Here is an 18,576-nt window from a genome sequence, read left to right as displayed (position 1 = left end):
GTCTCATATTTGTTTAAGCTAACAATATAATTTATATAATAAAAAATCCATAAAAATGGGAGCATCAGCTCCCATCATTTTTATTTTGTTATTTGCCAGTCATAGGTTTTTCTACGGTAGGCATACCACATCATCCATAGTCCAATAATAATCATTGGGAAGCTGAGAATTTGCCCTTTGGTCATCCAGCCAAACAGGATAAAGCCCTGATCTGCATCGGGCTGGCGGAAGAATTCCATAAAGAAGCGTGCCACACCATAGCCCATCAGGAATAAAGCTGAAACTGCCATACGTGGACGGGGCTTTGAGCTAAACCACCACAACACCATAAACAGGATAAGGCCCTCACACAGTGCCTGATAAATCTGTGACGGGTGACGAACCAAGCCCAATGGGTCTGTTGGGAAAATCATGCCAAAAGGATAATCAGGATTGGCCACCTGACGGCCATATAGCTCACCACCAATAAAGTTGCCGATACGACCAAACATCAGGCCTGTGGGTACACAGGGGGCAATAAAGTCCAGTGTTTGAAACCATGTTTTTTGGTATTTCCGACACCAGAACAGCATGGCGACCATCACACCGAGGAAGCCACCGTGGAAGCTCATGCCCCCAGTCCAGACCTGAAATAGCCACAGTGGATTTTCTAGAAACTTGCCGAACTCGTAAAACAGGACATAGCCCACCCGACCACCCAGCACCACACCCAAAGCACCATAGAACACCAAGTCGGACACCATGTCGGCTGTCCAGCCATCGCGCTGTTTGGCTCGGTAAGATGCCAAGCCCCATGCACATAAAAATGCCAAGAGATACATCAATCCGTACCAGTGTACCTTGACTGGCCCTAAACTCAGTGCCACTGGATCAATATTTGGATAGGTCAGCATCGCTGTTCCTCAATTTAGAATTTGAAATTAAGTTTTGAGCAGATTGTAGCGGAATGATGTGAAAAATGTTGTACATTCAATGTGAAAGTCAACAGACGCTAAATGGGTGAAAACAGGATTAATGTGTATTGTCGCTTTTGCATGGCATGTGCTAGATGAGATGCCACTTTGTTTACTTTCAAATCGTGATGAATTTTACCATCGACCGAGTGCAATGCTGCATTCATGGGAGCATAGTTCGATCATTGCAGGAAAAGATTTGCAATCGGGTGGAACATGGATGGGGGTCACAGCTTCAGGTCGCTGGGCGATTGTGACTAATTTTCGTAATGGACGAGATCAAAATCATTACGAAACTTCACGTGGCAAACTCATTCAAGATTTTTTAGAAAGTGATTTAGCACCTATACGTTTTGCTCAACAATTGGAAGGCAAACAACAGGATTATGCAGGATTTAACCTATTTGTCGGGGATCGAGAACAAGCTGTTTACATGAGTAATCGGGGAGAAGCACCACAGGTTTTGGCAAATGGTGTATATGTCGTTTCAAACGGTCTAATGTCAGAGGACTGGGAGAAAACGAAGCATCTGCGTAAGCGGTTTACCCAAGAGTTCTTGCCGATGTTACAGCAGACTCAAATTCCTGAACATGATCTAAATTATGCTGCATGGGATATTTTGGAAGATGAGCGGAAAATTATCCCAGATTTATTACCCGATACGGGGATTAGTAAAGAAATGGAAGAGTTACTTTCTTCGACTTTTATTCAAAGCCCGATTTATGGCACACGATGTTCCAATTTTTTAAGAATGACGACTGATCAATGGCAATGGATTGAAAAAACACAACAAGGTGATGCGCAGGGCAAGGTGTTGGAACTGAAAATTGATTTGCTGAAATAAAAAGGCGCTATCGCAAAACGATAACGCCTTTTGAGTGTGGCGCTAGGATTAACCCAAAATCACACCACCATCTTTACGAGTGATCACAACAGTCGCTGAACGTGGACGTGCAGTTTTGTTGCTTGGGTTCGTTTGAGTTGCTGGCCAGTTACTTGAAGGGGATGCATAGTCTGCAGAGTCTTCACCTGGATGCTGAACATTAATAAAGATTGCTTTGTAATCAGGTGTCATTGTTACACCTGTAATTTCACACTCTTTAGGTCCTACAAGGAAGCGACGCAGGGTTTCATCTGTTACTTTCTTACCAACTAAGGTTTCAGTACCATTTGAAGTCGTTGCTTTTGCTCCATCTCCAACTTGACCTGGAAGTGCAGCTAGCATCATACAGTTCGTTACATCAGTATATGCACCATCGTCCGTTTGAATCCATAGAATGCCACGAGGGTCAAACCACATACCATCAGGGCTTGAAAGATCATTATTATCTGTCAAACCTGAAAGGTTGATGTTTGCAGCTCCAGATGCCTCAGCACCAAATAGATAGATATCCCAGTTGAAGCTTTCAGCAGTTGTTTTATCAGCTGTTTCACGCAAGCGAATAATATGACCGTTTACATTACCTTTATTGGTTTTTGTACCAGCATATTTGTCTTCATAATTACGTGGATTTGCTGCATCAGTTGGATAGCTAGTACCGCGGTTCGAGTTGTTGGTTAATGTAACGTAGACTTCACCATTGACTGGGTTAACCGCACACCACTCTGGACGATCCATTTTTGTTGCGCCAACTGCATCAGCTGCTAAACGGGCAAAAGTGACAACATCAGCTTGTGAGCTAAATGGATAGACTGAATTGCTTTGGTTCAAACCATTTTTACCAAAGGCTAACTCAATCCATTGACCCGTACCGTCATTATTGAATTTGGCAACATAAAGTTTACCTGCATTCATGTATTTATCACCAGCAGCATAGCCACCATTGATATCTTTTGGATCCCATTTTGCATCAGATACAAACTTGTAGATATATTCTCCACGAGAGTCGTCACCCATATAAAAAGCAAGATTTTCTCCTGCAATGACACGACTAGTACGACAATCTTCATGTGCAAAACGACCTAAAGATGTACGTTTAACAGGATTTTGACGACCATCGAATGGATCAATTTCTACAATCCAACCAAATGTATTTGGTGCATTACGGTAATCTTTTTCCGCTGTTTCAGCTTTTACATCTGCATTCCAGCGATCATAAAGATCTTGTGAAAGTACACCAGCCTTTACTGTTTCCCAGCCATAACGAGAGCTTGAACCTGCTTTTAAACCATAGCGTTTAAGCGCAATGATTTCTTCTGGGCGACGTAAAGTATCGTCAGTTGTGCTACGTGCGAAATAACCAATGAAGTTTTCTTCAGTCGTCAGGTAGGTTCCCCAAGGTGTGTAACCATTACCGCAGTTATTATGCGTACCGCGAGTTTGACGAGCTGCTGGAGAGTAGGTAGTAGCCAGAAGGGGTGAGCCCGCAGCAGCACCAGCAAAATCCATAACGGAAGAACCTGTAATACGGCGGTTAAATACAGAGTTTTTAACCACTTCTACTTTATTTGTTGTTTTATCTTTTTTGATTTCTATCACAGAAACACCGTGAGCATTCACTTCACGAATGACTTCATCTTCAGGTCGACGACCATCAACTTTCGTTGGTCCCTTAGGGTGAAGGAAGGTTGGATTGATATATTCATGGTTCATAACTAATAAACCACGTTCAGATACATTTGCATCGAAACGTTGAGTTGAGCTATTTAAACCAAAAAATGTCATACCATCATGGCAGTCACCAGAACGATATTCAAAACTTAAACCTGAAGGAATATTGTTATCATCCCACGCACCGTAAGCAGGATTGATTGAATCCCCTAAAGCATAAAGTACAGTTGCTTCATAACCTTCAGGCACTGTTACGATGTCATTTAAATTTTTAGCAACAGGAGAAAAGTTTAATTTTTCTGGTTTTTTATTTGGATCAACAGGTGTTGGCGATGTTCCACCGTTATTGCTCGAGTTATTATCGTCGTCGTTACAGCCAGTTAATGTCGATGCTAAAGTTAATGCAACAGCACCACTCGCAGTTTTAGTGATGAGACTACGGCGGCTAATGTGCTGTTCTAAAATGTCACGGAAATGAATATTATCCGATGTGTTGTTATCCAATTCTTGATCTTCATGATATGGCGATAGCTCGGTCATGGAATTTTTCCTAAAAAATAACGTTGTTCTAAAAGTTTGTCCTCCACAAACTTAGTGTTTTAATGTGACGGTGGATTTACACTGGTATGACAAATTTGTGAAAAATCAATTGATAAATAACCATAAAAAAACAGGTCTTAAGACCTGTTTCTCAATACTGTGGAAATTATGCCGTTTTTCTTTTTTCGATAATCTTGCCAAAAAATAATCCAATCTCAAACAATAACCACATCGGAACGGCTAACATGATCATAGAAATAGCATCAGGTGGTGTAACAAACATTGCTACGAAAAAACAACCAACAATGATAAATCTTCGTTTCTCAATCAGACTTTGTGTACTCACGACTCCAATCAGAATCAAAAGCAGTGTAATCACTGGAATTTCGAAGGTTAAACCAAATACGAGAAATAGTTTTAAACAGAACGCTAGATAGCTATTGATATCTGTCATTGGCGCTACAGTTTCAGGTGAAACACTGATGAAAAAATGTAAAATCGAAGGTAATGCAACAAAATATGCAAATGCAATTCCTGCATAAAACAGGGTAATGCTACTGATCAGCAATGGCAGTGCCAACGTTTTTTCCCGTTCATACAATGCAGGTTTGGCAAAAGCCCAAATCTGGTAAATGATAAAGGGCATTGCCAACATCAGCGCCACAAAAAAGTTCAGCTTAAAGGGCGCCATAAAGGTTGCAGTCACATCGGTTGCAATCATGGATGAGCTCATGGGAAGCTGTGCTCTCAATGGCTCCGAAAGAAGCTGATAGGTGCGGTTGGCAAAGGGTAACAGACAAAAAAACAGCAGCAGTAAAATGCCGACGATCTTAAATAAATGTCGCCGCAGAATCATTAAATGTCTGGTGATGGGCATCTCTTCAAGTGGAATTTCTTGCTGTTGATCAATCACGTCTGCTGGTGGTAGTTGATGTGTTGAAGATGAACTCATACAGCCACCTTGAATTCAGGTTGATGATCTGGTGCAGGAAAAATAGTGGTCTGAGCCTTTTGAATATTTTTTTCCACATATACATATGAAGAATGCTCTTTCATATAGTGATAAGTAGGATAACTAATGTTATCTGTTGTTTGTTCTTGTTTGCTTGGTTGAACAAACATTTCTCGTTTTTGTTGTTCGAGCTCAGACATTTGAGCTTGCATTTTTTGTTCTAGTTCAGCAATACGTTGCATTTCTTGCTGCATCTGCTCGCGTAGTTCAGATAAGCGCAGTTCCCGATCCAGATCATTTTGAACATTACTGACGATACGCTTGATTTTGCCATACCATTTACCCACAAACCGAGCAGCCTGTGGCAGCTTTTCTGGTCCAAGTACCAGCAAGGCAATAATGCCGAACACCAAAAGTTCGGACATCCCTACATCTAACATAGTGTCGCCTGCTTAGCTTTTCACTGAGCTTTCAGTATTTTTTACTTGTGCATCAATCGTACGGGGTTCATTTAGAGATGCTGCCGCTTCGTCATCTTTCATTGATTTTTTGAAATCTTTAACGGCACCACCGACATCTTTACCTAAGTTTTTAAGCTTTGATGTACCGAAAAGTAAAATAACTACGATTGCAAAAATGAGTACGTGCCAAATTGATAAACCAGCCATAATTTTATTCCTATCAAACTTTGTATATATCTCAACAGCTTGGCATGACAAATGTGTGACACTTATATTGCAATTTTGCGACAGAGGGATAAGTAGCTTTAAATAGTTGAATAGATAATTTTACTTTTTGGTTTGTAATCAAGGTTTAATACAAGGTTTTTGTTATTCTAAATTCAGCGTGCTTGATTTTTATTTTATCTAAAAGTGCTCTAGTTTTTATTAACTAGAGCACGCAGTGCGATTTATATTAAGCTAGCTTTGAAGAGCTGCATCGCTTTACCACGATGGCTAATTTTACTTTTCTCTTCCTTGCTGAGTTCCGCACTGGAAAGATTGAGCTCAGGCAGCCAAAATAGGGGATCATAGCCAAAACCATTTTCTCCACGAGCAGCTTGTAAAATTTCACCTTTCCAAATGCCCTGAAAGATTTGTGGCAGTGGGTCTTCTGCATGAGTCACCAGCGCCAGAACACAGACAAACATGCCCTCAATCGCTTCACCCTCTTTGCGGAATGGCACAAGGTCAGCCAAAAGTTTTTGATTATTGGCAGCGTCATTGCCATGTTCGCCTGCATAACGTGCGGAGTAAATGCCAGGTGCACCACCCAGAATTGGTACACAAAGTCCTGAGTCATCTGCGATCGCAGGTTTACCCGAAATTTTGGAAGCATGACGTGCCTTGATAATGGCATTTTCCACAAAGCTCAAACCATCTTCGATGGCATCTTCAATGTTGAGTTTTCCTTGGGGAATGATTTCAACAGGCAGATTGAGTTGCTGAAAAAGATGTTCAAATTCCGCAACTTTACCTTTGTTATTACTGGCGAGGACAAGGCTGCCTTGATTGAACCAGTGAGGAATGGGCATAGTAAATTCTCAGTTTTTCAGAAATATGATAAGTATTTTAACGGATTATTTATGATAGATTTTATTCATCGAAACAATTACACATTTAAGCTAAAATGATTCCATAGGTTTTAAGTCATCTAAGAATTTTCATCAAACTGATGTAATTGATGCACATAAATTTTCAAACTATCATCGGCATATTTTAAGAGATAGTGCATTTTGTGGCTGTTTTTATTGCTTGGATATTTTTGATTATAAAAATATCCAAGATTGGTGTGATGATGGAAATACGGCTTTATGTCCAAATTGTAGTATTGATGCCATCGTTAGCTTAAAGTCTGATGACTTAATAACACAAGAATTTTTAAAAGCGATGCAAAAGTATTGGTTCTAATCCAATTATGGAATGTATTCTAAAAAACAAAAACCGACTCTTACAAGTCGGTTTTTATATCATTCAATAGATCTAAAAAGATTATTGCGCTTGAATCCATTTATCTGCACGATCACGTGCAGTACGAATCTGATCTTGAGTTAAGTTTGCAGCCAACGCTGTTTTCTTACCTTCAGAAAGACTGATGACTTTAGTATCCAGCATACCGTCACGGGTTGAAAGCTCATACCATTGGTAAGCACCAACATAGTTTTTCTTTTGCTCTTCCATCATCGCGAGATTAAAGCTGGCACGGTTATCGCCATTACTCGCAGCTTTCTCGAAATATTTACGCGCCAAAGCTTCATCTTTCTTCGTACCGATGCCATCTGCATACATACGACCGACATTCAATTGCGCCGCAGATAAACCTTGATCTGCTGCTGCCTTGAATAAAGTGAAAGCTTGTTTTTCATCTTTAGCCACTTCTTTACCAAACTGGTAACGTGTTGCTAGATAAAATTGTGCCCCAGCTTGACCAGATTTTGCTGCGCTTTGTAACTCGCCAATACTCATCACAGAGTATCTAGCTGCTTGTGTTGCTACAGACTGTGGTTGAGCAACATATTCTGCATGCGTTTGAAAGCTGACTATGCCAAATAAAAACGTGCTGATTAATGTCTTTTTCATAGAGCACTCACTCGATAAATTGCGACTTCACCAAATAGGTTCGGCATATGCTTACTGAGCATACTACCTTGTTGGTCACCATTGACGGCAAGTCGATTAATAATTTTAATTCCGTTTTCTGCACATAAGGCTTCGAAATCACGGAAAGTACATAAATGAATATTTGGGGTGTTATACCACATATAGGGTAAAGCTTCAGAAACAGGCATTTTTCCTTTCAATGCAAGAAAAGAACGATTCTTCCAATACGCAAAGTTTGGAAAAGTAATAATTGCCTGTTTTCCGACACGCACCATATCACGAAGTAATACATCGGGCGCATCTACAGCTTGCAAAGCTTGTGCCATAACCACAGAGTCAAACGACTGGTCGGCAAAACGGCTTAACCCCAAGTTTAAATCCTGTTGGATAATATTTAACCCCCGACTGATGGCAATTGCAATCTTTTCTTGATCAATTTCTAATCCATAAGCACGAATATTATGCTGTTTGCTCATATGCGCCAGTAATTCACCATCACCACAGCCTAAATCCAGTACGTTGGAATCAGGTTTAATCCATCTTTCAGCCAGTCGTTGATCTATACGCATTAGATATTCTCCAAACGGGTCGATTGCAACTGTTGCGCTCCACCTAAAAATGCTCGAAGTGTTTTGACATAAAGCGGGATTGGGAATAAGAACGAGTCATGACCTTGTTCTGCATCAATATCTAAGTAACTGACGGGCTTATGATTATCAATTAGAGCATCAACTAATTCTTGTGAGCGACTCGGGCTAAAACGCCAGTCAGTCGTAAATGAAATCACCAAGAATTTGCATTTAGGCTTGCTCATTGCTTTAGTCAAGGAATGTTCATACTCACGAGATGGATCAAAATAATCCAAGGCCTTGGTCATAATCAAGTAAGTATTTGCATCAAAATTGCGACTAAATTGTTCGCCTTGATAACGTAAATAACTTTCAACTTGGAATTCGACATCAAAACCATACATAAATTTTCCAGATTTCAAATCACGACCAAATTTCTGTTTCATGGCTTCTTCAGACAAATACGTAATATGACCGACCATACGCGCCAAAATTAACCCACGTTTTGGATAACTGTCATTTTCCAAGTAACGCCCATGATGGAAATCTGGATCAGAGAGAATCGATTGGCGAGCAACTTCATTAAAGGCAATATTTTGTGCCGATAATTTTGGTGCACTGGCGATAATGACACATTTTTTTAAACGATCAGCATAGTCCAATGACCATTGTAGTGCTTGCATGCCACCTAACGAACCACCAATCACGGCAAACCAAACATCAATTCCGAGGCGATCAGATAGCATGGCTTGGGTCTTTACCCAGTCACGCACAGTGACTAATGGAAAATCTGGACCATAAGGACGATTTTCATTTTCAGGGTTTGGCGATGTTGGGCCTGTTGAACCATTACAACCACCAATATTATTTAAAGAAACAATAAAAAAATGATTGGTATCAATCGCTTTGCCAGGACCAATACAGCTATCCCACCAACCTGCTTTTTTATCATCTGCATGATGATAACCCGCAGCATGATGATGCCCAGATAATGCATGGCAAATTAAGATTGCATTGGATTTATCTGCATTAAGTGTTCCATAGGTTTCAACCATCAAATCAAAACGTGGCAGGATACGCCCACATTCAAGCTCTAATGGTTGCTCAAATTGAAATTTTTGTGGTGTGACTAAACCCACTGAATCCGATGGAAAAGACACTGGAATGATTCGCCTTGTATAAATCTTTGATCAATAATAAAAGGATACCAATTCAGGTATCCTTTCAAAAGTCATTTTTTCTGATATTACAACTCAGCTTTGCTTAAACTGCCGCAGCAGCAACTTGCTTAGTTGTAAGTACACCTTGTTCAATTAAACGATTGGTACATGCAATAATCGCTTCAATGGACGAGGTGACGATATTGTCATGAATCCCTGCACCAAATGCGCTCTTACCTGTGCCTTTGACCTGAAGCTCAATCAAGGCAAGGGCCTTGGCATTGGCACCTGAACCGATGCTGCGCTCTTCATAATTTACAACATCAATTGGCAATTGTAACGCATCGAGCATTGCCGAAATTGGGCCATTACCTTCACCGCGTAAACGTTGTACTTCACCATCAATTTCAATATCTAATTCAATGATTTGTGTACCATTAATATCAGACAATTGATAATGCTTGGTTTGGTAATGACGATTTTTCACATCCACATAGGTATTTTGGAATAAGGTCCAAATTTCATGTGCACTGATTTCTGTACCGTTTTCATCAGTATGTTGCTGTACGATTTGGCTGAACTCGATTTGTAGTCGGCGTGGTAAAGCAACGTTGTAGTTTGACTCTAACAAATAGGCAATACCACCTTTACCAGATTGGCTATTGACACGAATCACCGCATCATAGTCACGACCTAAATCTTTAGGATCGATTGGCAAGTATGGCATATCCCAGATCTCTTCATTTTTCTGGAATTCGAAGCCTTTTTTAATCGCATCCTGATGCGAACCAGAGAAAGCGGTAAAGACTAAATCACCTGCATATGGATGACGTGGGTGCACAGGTAAACCTGTACATTCTTCAACTGTTGCAATGATTTCGTTGATATTGGAGAAATCCAAGTTTGGTGCGACACCTTGGGTATACATGTTCAAGGCAATCGCAGCAATATCGACGTTACCTGTACGTTCACCATTACCAAACACGCAACCTTCAACACGATCAGCACCTGCCATAATCGCCAATTCAGAAGCAGCGATACCACAACCACGGTCATTGTGACAGTGAACTGAGATAATCACGCCATCACGACGCGCCAAGTTGCGGTGCATCCATTCGATTTGATCGGCATAGACATTTGGCGTTGAAACCTCAACCGTTGCAGGCAAGTTCAAGATCACCTTATTGGTTGGAGACGCTTCCCAAATTTCCGTGACCGCATCACAGACATCTTTGGCAACTTCCAATTCTGTTGCAGAAAAACACTCTGGACTATATTGGAAAATCCATTCAGTTGCAGGGTATTGTGCTGCGTATTCTTTGACTTTATTTGCTGCATTAATTGCAAGTTGCTTTGCGCCGTTTGCATCTACATTCAATACTTTCTTACGGAAAGTCGGAGAGTTTGAGTTGTAGATATGCACAATCGCACGTTTTGCACCGACCAAAGACTCAAAGGTACGTTCGATCAAATGGTCACGCGCCTGTACCAACACTTCAATATACACATCATCAGGAATCAAATTTTCCTGAATTAATTTTTGAGTAAAATCAAAATCAATTTGTGAAGCCGATGGAAAACCAATTTCAATATGTTTAAAACCAATTTTGACCAACATATGGAACATTTTTAATTTTTGATCCATGTTCATTGGTTCAAAAATGGCCTGATTACCATCACGAAGATCGGTACTCATCCAGATTGGCGCCTGATTGATTTCATTGTTCGGCCATTGACGATCTGGTAAATCCACACGTTGATACATACGGCGGTATTTTTTGCTTGGGTCAGCCAACATCATGAGATAACTCCTTGTTGTAGCATGGGTTGCCGCTTCAAAATAAATGCAACGTGCTACGAATATATATGGTGTCTATAACAATTAATTTAAAGAGAATATGTTTTAAATACCTGAAACCAGACAGAAAAATTTATACGCACGCGAGGCGCGGCACCAGCAGGGCAGCGAGGTTTTTTATATAAGACGGATGGATAAAGTCATCACTTGTTTTCATCATCTACCATTCAAAATTATGATTCGGTTTTGCAGCTATATTAATCATCTAATAAAAATCAGTCTAGGTTAAAATAAGCTAGCTGCAAAGGTCTATAACAGCATTCTAGCTCTTAATTGTGGAAAATGTTTTCCTGTTTTTTGCAAGAATTGATAGTTGAGTGGGATATTTTTTCTAAATGAGTCTATTTTTTAATAAAAAATTACAGAATTTATTCAGCATGGTGAAAAATGAAGTGGTCAGAGTTCTGACCACATACGAATGAGATTATGATAAATATTGGTGAGTTTCATTACTTCTGGATATGCATCACCATGATCTATGCGAAGTTGACGAATACTTTCATCCAAATTAAAGAGCATATGACGCTTTTGATCATCTCTAATCAAACTTTGTACCCAAAAAAATGAAGCAAATCGGGTACCACGCGTAATACTACTGACTTCATGCAAGCTTGTTGAAGGGTAGAGTACGACATCACCTGCTGGTAATTTCACTTCATGGTAGCCATAAGTATCTTCAATAACGAGATCACCACCATCATATTCTTCAGGTTCACTCAAAAATAAAGTACACGATAAATCTGTGCGAAGTTGTTGATGAGTCCCTCTCACTAAACGAATTGAATTATCGACATGAAAACCAAAACTTTCGTGTTCATCGTAGCGATTAAACAAAGGTGGAATCATTTGCTTGGGGAGTGCAGCTGCTTGGAAAGTTGGATTTTTCCAAATTGCATCCATCACAAGTGCACTAAGTTGGTGGGTTAAAGGGTCACTCTCTGAAAGTTGTTGATTACGTTTTACGGAAGCTGAGAGTGTGCCAGCTGTAATTTTTCCACCGACCCAATCTGCTGCTTCCATTAATTTACGGAATTCGGCGACTTGTTCTTTTGTCAAAACATTCGGAATGTGATGGATCACTGAGCATATCCCTTTCAATTGATTATTATAAAAAATAGCCTCATAGAGAGGCTATTTTAAATGAGTTTAAGTAAATACCCTAATTTTTTTAAGGGATTTAGTACTTAAAGTTGATCGCAAGAACTGCGTTGCGGCCATCACCTTCGTTTGCATAGTGTGAAGCATGAGCACTTGTAAAATAACGCTTATCTGAAATGTTATTTACATTCAACTGTAAGTTTACATTCTTGTTTACATCATACTTTGCCATCGCATTGTAGATAGTAAACGTTGGTAAAATTTTCGTTGAAGTGGTGGCTGTGTTTGGATTGGTATTCGCAAAAACTTGATCGCGATATTGAACGCCTGCACCGAGTGTTAATTTTGGAAGTACTTGGTATGTACTCCACAAGTTAGCACTCTGTTTAGCAACGAATGGAAGAGGGCGACCTTCTTGAGCAACTAAGTTATAAGCTGCTTTGGTTAATTCGCTATCTAAGTAGCTATAGCCAAGTGCCATTTCCCATTTATCAGTAATGTGACCTGTCAAAGCAAGTTCAAAACCATCAACTTTACTTTCACCAGCATTAGTTACTGTATTCGCATCTATATTAATACGTGTATTTTGCTTCTCAGTACGGAAGATTGCAGCTGTCGCATTGGCACGGTTGTTCCAAAGGCTCCATTTCGTTCCGATCTCAAATGTACGAGCTTTTTCTGGTTCTAAGTCTTTATTTGAAGCACTAAGTGAATCAAGATCAGGATCGATACCTACAGGGTTGGCAGCAGTTGCGAAACTTGCATAGATACTACCATGCTCTGTTGGGCGGAATACTACACCTGCTTGATAAGAGAAGTAGTCTGTATCATTTGAATACACAGTACCTGCTGGCGTTGTCACACCACGAGCTGTTACATCTTTGTTATATTTTAATTCTGTATCAAATTGATCCCAACGTACGCCAAGATTTAATAACCAATATTTATTGAATTCAATACTGTCTAATGCATATACAGATACTGTTTCATTGGTCATTGTAGTCTGTTTAGTATTTGGTGTTAGTGTGCCTAACCATGGATCATTCGGACTTGGATTATTGAGATCCGTGCACCAGCCATTGTTATCATTACATTTATCATTGAAACCAGCAGTCGTTGTACCTGTATATCCAGGATAACTAATATTATAGTTACCGCGATTGGTTTCTTCGCGATTATATTCAGCACCAACATTGAAGCTATGTGCTAATGCTCCAGTTTTGAATTTCCCAGCTAAAGAAAGTTGGTCGGTAAATGCATCGGTGTCACGAATGGTCTGTGTTGCACGACGGTAGACTTTACCTTTGTAGATATTGCTTTTTGAATCATCTGGATTTGTATACATATAGCTTGCTTTAGAATGGCTATATGTTGCAGTGTTTGAAACTGTTAAGTCATCATTAAAATCATGTTCAAGCTTCAATGAGCCAATGTGGTTTTCACGCTTATCAAAATCACGATCCTTCCAGCCATAGTAAGAACCTTGTTTTACATTTGCTGGGCGACCATCAGCTTTGATCGAGCCTGGAGGTGGATTGTTAGGGTTGTTAAATGGAATGCCTGAATCTGGCTCATCATTACTTTTGATAAAGTAGTAACTTAAGGTCGCACGGTTTTCAGTTCCTAAACCGAAAGCTAGACTAGGCGCAATACCAACACGAGCGTATTCTGCACCATTGTGCTGTCCTGGTTTCTCATTTTCATGCCCCATCGCAATAACACGACCTGCGATTCCATTACCAAAGTCTTTGTTTGCGTCAAGTACGATATGCTTATAGTTATCTGTGCCGCCTGCAACACTTCCTTGATATTCATCACCTTCATGCGCAACTTTTGGAATCATGTTGATACTGCCACCAACACCACTTCCGCCAGTTAAAGCAGAGCTTGAGCCTTTAGTTACTTCGACTTGTTCAATCGCAAACATATCACGTGTTTGAGTTGTTGAGTTGCGCACACCATCTACATAGATCGCGCTTTGTCCGTTATAACCACGAATATAAGGAATATCTGTATACGGAATGCCGCCTTCACCAGCACCTAGTGTGATACCAGGCTCATTACGAAGTGCTTCTAATAAAGTATTTGAATTTGTTTCTTTCAATAACTTTTGAGATAAGACTGACACTGTCTTTGGTGTGTCTTTTAATGGCGCAACATATTTCTTGTTTGCAGATACATCAACTTTTAATTGTTCAGCAGTTGCTTCTGCATGAATCGTTGGGAGTTGAACCACATTTTCTTTATCTTGCGCGATTGCTGCAGTTGCAATCATAGAAAGAGATGATGCAATCGCAGATGAAACAAACTTCTTACGTGTTCTGATAAAAGAAGACATATCGTATCCATGTAAACCTTAAAATTCATGCAAATAATAATTATTCTTATTCTTATATGCAATTTTTCTCGATTGGATTTAACGATGCTCAGATCATATAAATTTGGAAAAAGAAATAGAATAGTAGTGAAATGTAAGATTATGTTGTAATTGATTGGGTGAAAATTAAGCATATATTGATCTAATAGAATTCTTCACGAAATTACCCAAGAACAACCGAGTTTATTCATAAACTATGAAAAATAATAAATCGTGGATGACTTGCTGATATGTTCAGATCAACTTTTACTGCTAGAATGCTTGTCGAATTTTGTATATCTGCAAAGTTGTCATATAATGTGGCACTTTAAAAATTGTTACTACTAACTATATATCGAGGAAGCCATGCAAGTAACGACTGAAGCGGTTTCGGGCGTTGCCCGTCGTTTAAATGTTTCTGTACCGACGAGCCGTGTTAACGAGCAATTTGAAGCTCGCTTAAAACGCACTGCCAAAACTGTGAAGATCAACGGCTTCCGTCCAGGTAAGGTGCCTTTAAACGTTGTTCGCCGTGAATATGGTGCGGGCATTTATCAGGAAGTGGTGAATGAAATCATTCGCGACACTGTGTTCGAAGCAATTCAACAAGAAAAAATCAATGCGGTAGGTATGCCGAACATTGAGAAAGTTGAAAACAAAGATGGCGCTTTAGTGTATGAAGCAATTGTTGAAGTTTATCCAGAAGTGGAAGTGAAGACTTTTGCCGATTTGGAAGTTGAACGCAAGGCTTCAGAAATCAACGACAAAGATGTTGATACCATGATTGAGAACCTGCAAAAGCAACGCGCTTCTTGGACTGAAACCAAGGGTATGGCGAAGAAAGACATGCAGGTGACTTTCGACTTCGAAGGTACTGTTGATGGTGAGAAGTTTGAGGGCGGTTCTGCTGAAGACTTTAAACTGGTTCTTGGTTCAGGTCGTATGATCCCTGGCTTTGAAGACGGTATCGTTGGCATGAAGAAAGGCGAAGAGAAAGTGATTGATGTGACTTTCCCTGAAGACTATCAGGCTGAAAACCTGGCGGGTAAAGCTGCCCAGTTCAAGATCACTCTGAAGCTTGTTGAAAAACAGAAACTTCCAGAAATCGATGCTGAATTCCTAAAAATCTTTGGCTTGACTGAAGAAGAAGGCTTGGACAAGTTAAAGGCTGATGTTCGTAAGAACATGGAACGTGAAGTTCGCAACGGTCTGCGTAACCAGGTTAAACAAGCTGCGTTTGATGCCCTTGTTGCTGCAAACGAAATCGAAGTTCCAGCTTCTATGGTTGCCCAGGAAATTGACCGTCAACGTCAACAAATGATCCAGCAGTTCACTCAACAATTTGGTGGTCAGGGTGCAGGCGCATTTGACAGCAGCATGCTTCCAGATGAGTTGTTCAAGGAGCAAGCTGAAAAATCAGTGAAACTTGGTGTGTTGGTGAGCAAAGTATTGGCTGATGCTAAACTTGAAGTTGATCAGGCACGTGTTGATGCTTATATCGACGATATGGCTTCTTCTTATGAAGACCCAGCAGAAGTGGTTGAATACTTCAAAAATGACAAGCAGCAACGCGCTCAAATTGAAGCTGTTGTGCTGGAAGATCAGGTTGTTGACCACATCCTGGCTTCTGCTAAAGTAAATGATGTAAATATAAGTTATGAAGACTTGTTAAAAGAGCAACAGGCACGCCGTGGCTAATCTTTTAAAAGTTTAGAAGAAAGGCGCTTGATGCGCCTTTTTTTATGCGTGTTATGAAAGTGTTAATTTGTCGAAAAATGACTCGGTTTTGCCATAAATAATCGAATATTTCAGGCTGAACCTTTTGCAATTTCATCGATTATCCCTCATATTGTTGGCATAGATCGAGCCAGAATAATTTAGGAATAAATAAACCTATGTATGTTCCAACAATTGAAAATGCTTTAGTTCCTGTTGTCGTTGAACAATCCTCTCGTGGTGAGCGTTCTTTTGATATTTATTCACGCCTGTTACGTGAGCGTGTGATTTTTTTAACAGGTGAAGTTGAAGACAACATGGCCAATTTAATCGTTGCGCAGATGTTGTTTCTGGAAGCTGAAAATCCAGAGAAAGATATCCATCTTTATATTAACTCACCAGGCGGTTCAGTGACTGCGGGTATGGCAATTTATGACACCATGCAGTTCATCAAGCCAGATGTGGTGACCTACTGTATGGGGCAGGCGGCATCGATGGGTGCATTCCTGTTGAATGCGGGTGCCAAGGGCAAGCGTTATTGTCTTGAAAATGCCCGTGTCATGATTCACCAGCCGTTGGGTGGTTTCCGTGGTCAGGCTTCTGACATTGAAATTCACGCGCGTGAGATTCTCTTTATCAAAGAACGTTTAAACCGTTTGATGGCTGAGCATAGTGGTCAGAACTATGAAACTGTCGCACGTGATACAGACCGTGACAACTTTATGACTGCACAGGCGGCAAAAGAATATGGTTTGGTTGATCAGGTCCTGAGCAAGCGTCCTTGATTTTTGAAAACTAGGTTTAAGATTTAAGTTGTGGAGTAAATATGTCCGAACATCCTCAAGGACAAAAACATTGTTCATTTTGTGGTAAGACGCAATCGGAAGTTGGAAAATTGATTGCTGGTGAGGACGCATATATTTGTAATGAGTGTGTGGATGTCTGTTTGGACCTGGTACAAACCAGCCAACAGGTTGAAGCGGGGGATTGGGCAAGCAAGGCATTGCCTAAGCCACATGAAATACGTGCTGCCCTTGACCAATATGTCATTGGACAGGATATTGCGAAAAAAACCCTGTCTGTTGCTGTGTATAACCACTACAAACGGTTGAAAGTTGGGCAATCCCACCATAAACATCAGGATGTTGAAATCGCAAAAAGTAACATCCTACTGATTGGTCCAACGGGATCAGGTAAAACCTTGCTGGCGCAAACACTTGCCCGCTTGCTGGATGTTCCATTTGCCATGGCAGATGCGACTACACTCACGGAAGCAGGTTATGTGGGTGAAGATGTTGAAAACATCGTGCAGAAGCTATTGCAGAAAGCAGACTATGATGTAGAGAAAGCCCAGAAAGGCATTATCTATATTGATGAGATCGACAAGATCACCCGTAAGTCTGAAAATCCATCCATTACCCGTGATGTTTCGGGTGAGGGTGTACAGCAGGCACTGTTGAAAATGATTGAGGGTACTGTTGCCTCAATTCCACCTCAAGGTGGACGTAAGCATCCTCAACAGGAATTTATCCAGATTGATACCTCAAATATCCTGTTTATTTGTGGTGGCGCATTCTCTGGTCTGGAAAAAATTGTCCAGCAGCGTCAGGAAAAGGGCGGGATCGGCTTTACCGCTGATGTGAAGAACAAGGATGATCGTAAGAAAATCTCTGAATTGTTCCGTCAGGTCGAGGCAACTGATCTGGTCAAGTTTGGCTTGATTCCTGAATTCATTGGCCGTTTGCCTGTGATTGCCACTTTGGAGGAGCTGGATGAAGAAGCGCTGATGCAGATTCTGACAGAACCGAAGAATGCATTGACACGCCAATATCAATACCTGTTCACAATGGAAGATGTGGATCTGGTGTTTGATGAGTCTGCATTGCGTGCGGTGGCGAAGAAAGCGCTGGAACGCAATACGGGTGCACGTGGTCTACGTTCAATTCTGGAAAATGTTTTGCTTGAAACCATGTACGATTTACCAAGCCGTACAGACGTTGGTACAGTGATTGTGGATGAAGCCGTGATCAATGGCACCGCAAAACCAACCTATAAGGCTGAGCGTTTGCCGCAGGTGACCACGCCTGAACTGGTGGAAAAAAAAGACCTGAAAGTGATTGATTCCAAATCGGCCTAACTGCAACGGTTTATCACTCATCTAAAAAAGCATGAAAGGTTTAGCTTTTCATGCTTTTTTTATTTGCAATTGGTCAGTGAGGTGTT

General features: G+C 40.6%; 16 protein-coding genes. 4 read left to right on the top strand and 12 right to left on the bottom strand.

What is annotated here, in order from left to right; translation table 11 throughout:
• Positions 1 to 80 precede the first annotated feature (80 nt).
• Positions 81 to 893 carry a prolipoprotein diacylglyceryl transferase gene (gene lgt / locus F988_RS11875; RefSeq protein WP_004683236.1) on the bottom strand — a complete coding sequence of 271 codons (813 nt, stop codon included), beginning with the start codon at positions 891 to 893 and terminating at the stop codon, positions 81 to 83.
• A 121-nt stretch (positions 894 to 1,014) separates the two neighbouring features.
• Here lgt and F988_RS11870 point away from each other — a divergent pair, with 121 nt between their 5' ends.
• Positions 1,015 to 1,797, top strand: a complete 783-nt coding sequence (locus tag F988_RS11870; protein WP_004683234.1) for an NRDE family protein — start codon at positions 1,015 to 1,017, stop codon at positions 1,795 to 1,797.
• 48 nt (positions 1,798 to 1,845) lie between these two features.
• On the opposite strand, the gene F988_RS11865 is transcribed toward F988_RS11870, so the two are convergent.
• The 11 genes from F988_RS11865 to F988_RS11815 form a co-directional block, all read right to left on the bottom strand.
• Positions 1,846 to 4,044, bottom strand: coding sequence for a PhoX family protein (locus F988_RS11865; protein WP_004683232.1), 2,199 nt, complete (start codon positions 4,042 to 4,044; stop codon positions 1,846 to 1,848).
• Between the two features lie 166 nt (positions 4,045 to 4,210).
• The gene (tatC, locus tag F988_RS11860) at positions 4,211 to 4,996 is read right to left on the bottom strand and encodes a twin-arginine translocase subunit TatC (protein WP_004683231.1); all 786 of its coding nucleotides are present in this window, start codon (positions 4,994 to 4,996) and stop codon (positions 4,211 to 4,213) included.
• Entirely contained in the window at positions 4,993 to 5,436 is a 444-nt protein-coding gene (gene tatB / locus F988_RS11855) for a Sec-independent protein translocase protein TatB (protein ID WP_004683230.1), read from the bottom strand. The genes tatC and tatB overlap by 4 nt, the downstream gene beginning before the upstream one ends.
• 12 nt (positions 5,437 to 5,448) lie before the next feature.
• Positions 5,449 to 5,664 carry a Sec-independent protein translocase subunit TatA gene (gene tatA / locus F988_RS11850; RefSeq protein ID WP_004683229.1) on the bottom strand — a complete coding sequence of 72 codons (216 nt, stop codon included), beginning with the start codon at positions 5,662 to 5,664 and terminating at the stop codon, positions 5,449 to 5,451.
• Between the two features lie 242 nt (positions 5,665 to 5,906).
• Positions 5,907 to 6,530 (bottom strand): RdgB/HAM1 family non-canonical purine NTP pyrophosphatase, encoded by a 624-nt coding sequence (rdgB, locus tag F988_RS11845; RefSeq protein WP_004683227.1) that lies wholly within the window; start codon positions 6,528 to 6,530, stop codon positions 5,907 to 5,909.
• Between the two features lie 457 nt (positions 6,531 to 6,987).
• A complete protein-coding gene (locus F988_RS11840) occupies positions 6,988 to 7,575 on the bottom strand; it encodes a tetratricopeptide repeat protein (RefSeq protein ID WP_004683226.1) in 588 nt (195 codons plus the stop codon).
• Positions 7,572 to 8,165 (bottom strand): methionine biosynthesis protein MetW, encoded by a 594-nt coding sequence (metW, locus tag F988_RS11835; RefSeq protein ID WP_004683224.1) that lies wholly within the window; start codon positions 8,163 to 8,165, stop codon positions 7,572 to 7,574. The genes F988_RS11840 and metW overlap by 4 nt, the downstream gene beginning before the upstream one ends.
• Entirely contained in the window at positions 8,165 to 9,325 is a 1,161-nt protein-coding gene (gene metX, locus F988_RS11830; RefSeq protein WP_004683221.1) for a homoserine O-succinyltransferase MetX, read from the bottom strand. The genes metW and metX overlap by 1 nt, the downstream gene beginning before the upstream one ends.
• Before the next feature lie 103 nt (positions 9,326 to 9,428).
• The gene (gene leuA, locus F988_RS11825; RefSeq protein WP_004683220.1) at positions 9,429 to 11,126 is read right to left on the bottom strand and encodes a 2-isopropylmalate synthase; all 1,698 of its coding nucleotides are present in this window, start codon (positions 11,124 to 11,126) and stop codon (positions 9,429 to 9,431) included.
• A 453-nt stretch (positions 11,127 to 11,579) separates the two neighbouring features.
• Entirely contained in the window at positions 11,580 to 12,263 is a 684-nt protein-coding gene (locus tag F988_RS11820) for a Fe2+-dependent dioxygenase (RefSeq protein ID WP_004678505.1), read from the bottom strand.
• Positions 12,264 to 12,360: 97 nt separating this feature from the next.
• On the bottom strand, positions 12,361 to 14,619 hold the full coding sequence (locus F988_RS11815; RefSeq protein WP_004678502.1) for a TonB-dependent receptor: 2,259 nt from the start codon (positions 14,617 to 14,619) through the stop codon (positions 12,361 to 12,363).
• Between the two features lie 384 nt (positions 14,620 to 15,003).
• Here F988_RS11815 and tig point away from each other — a divergent pair, with 384 nt between their 5' ends.
• From tig to clpX, 3 genes are all read left to right on the top strand, one after another.
• The gene (gene tig / locus F988_RS11810) at positions 15,004 to 16,335 is read left to right on the top strand and encodes a trigger factor (protein ID WP_004683219.1); all 1,332 of its coding nucleotides are present in this window, start codon (positions 15,004 to 15,006) and stop codon (positions 16,333 to 16,335) included.
• Between the two features lie 197 nt (positions 16,336 to 16,532).
• The gene (gene clpP, locus F988_RS11805) at positions 16,533 to 17,138 is read left to right on the top strand and encodes an ATP-dependent Clp endopeptidase proteolytic subunit ClpP (protein ID WP_004678498.1); all 606 of its coding nucleotides are present in this window, start codon (positions 16,533 to 16,535) and stop codon (positions 17,136 to 17,138) included.
• Between the two features lie 41 nt (positions 17,139 to 17,179).
• Positions 17,180 to 18,490: an ATP-dependent Clp protease ATP-binding subunit ClpX gene (gene clpX / locus F988_RS11800; protein ID WP_004683218.1), complete on the top strand. Its 1,311-nt coding sequence runs from the start codon at positions 17,180 to 17,182 to the stop codon at positions 18,488 to 18,490.
• Positions 18,491 to 18,576: the final 86 nt, after the last annotated feature.

The sequence above is a fragment of the Acinetobacter parvus DSM 16617 = CIP 108168 genome (assembly GCF_000368025.1).
GTDB lineage: Bacteria > Pseudomonadota > Gammaproteobacteria > Pseudomonadales > Moraxellaceae > Acinetobacter > Acinetobacter parvus.
Note: the sequence above shows the minus strand (reverse complement) of the source record. Positions and strands in the feature narration are given on the sequence as shown.

What these genes read in the sequence shown, in the direction of transcription:
- lgt (WP_004683236.1), bottom strand. Translation starts at nt 893, where the DNA reads ATGCTGACCTATCCAAATATTGATCCAGTGGCACTGAGTTTAGGGCCA.
- F988_RS11870 (WP_004683234.1), top strand. Translation starts at nt 1,015, where the DNA reads ATGTGTATTGTCGCTTTTGCATGGCATGTGCTAGATGAGATGCCACTT.
- F988_RS11865 (WP_004683232.1), bottom strand. Translation starts at nt 4,044, where the DNA reads ATGACCGAGCTATCGCCATATCATGAAGATCAAGAATTGGATAACAAC.
- tatC (WP_004683231.1), bottom strand. Translation starts at nt 4,996, where the DNA reads ATGAGTTCATCTTCAACACATCAACTACCACCAGCAGACGTGATTGAT.
- tatB (WP_004683230.1), bottom strand. Translation starts at nt 5,436, where the DNA reads ATGTTAGATGTAGGGATGTCCGAACTTTTGGTGTTCGGCATTATTGCC.
- tatA (WP_004683229.1), bottom strand. Translation starts at nt 5,664, where the DNA reads ATGGCTGGTTTATCAATTTGGCACGTACTCATTTTTGCAATCGTAGTT.
- rdgB (WP_004683227.1), bottom strand. Translation starts at nt 6,530, where the DNA reads ATGCCCATTCCTCACTGGTTCAATCAAGGCAGCCTTGTCCTCGCCAGT.
- F988_RS11840 (WP_004683226.1), bottom strand. Translation starts at nt 7,575, where the DNA reads ATGAAAAAGACATTAATCAGCACGTTTTTATTTGGCATAGTCAGCTTT.
- metW (WP_004683224.1), bottom strand. Translation starts at nt 8,165, where the DNA reads ATGCGTATAGATCAACGACTGGCTGAAAGATGGATTAAACCTGATTCC.
- leuA (WP_004683220.1), bottom strand. Translation starts at nt 11,126, where the DNA reads ATGATGTTGGCTGACCCAAGCAAAAAATACCGCCGTATGTATCAACGT.
- F988_RS11815 (WP_004678502.1), bottom strand. Translation starts at nt 14,619, where the DNA reads ATGTCTTCTTTTATCAGAACACGTAAGAAGTTTGTTTCATCTGCGATT.
- tig (WP_004683219.1), top strand. Translation starts at nt 15,004, where the DNA reads ATGCAAGTAACGACTGAAGCGGTTTCGGGCGTTGCCCGTCGTTTAAAT.
- clpP (WP_004678498.1), top strand. Translation starts at nt 16,533, where the DNA reads ATGTATGTTCCAACAATTGAAAATGCTTTAGTTCCTGTTGTCGTTGAA.
- clpX (WP_004683218.1), top strand. Translation starts at nt 17,180, where the DNA reads ATGTCCGAACATCCTCAAGGACAAAAACATTGTTCATTTTGTGGTAAG.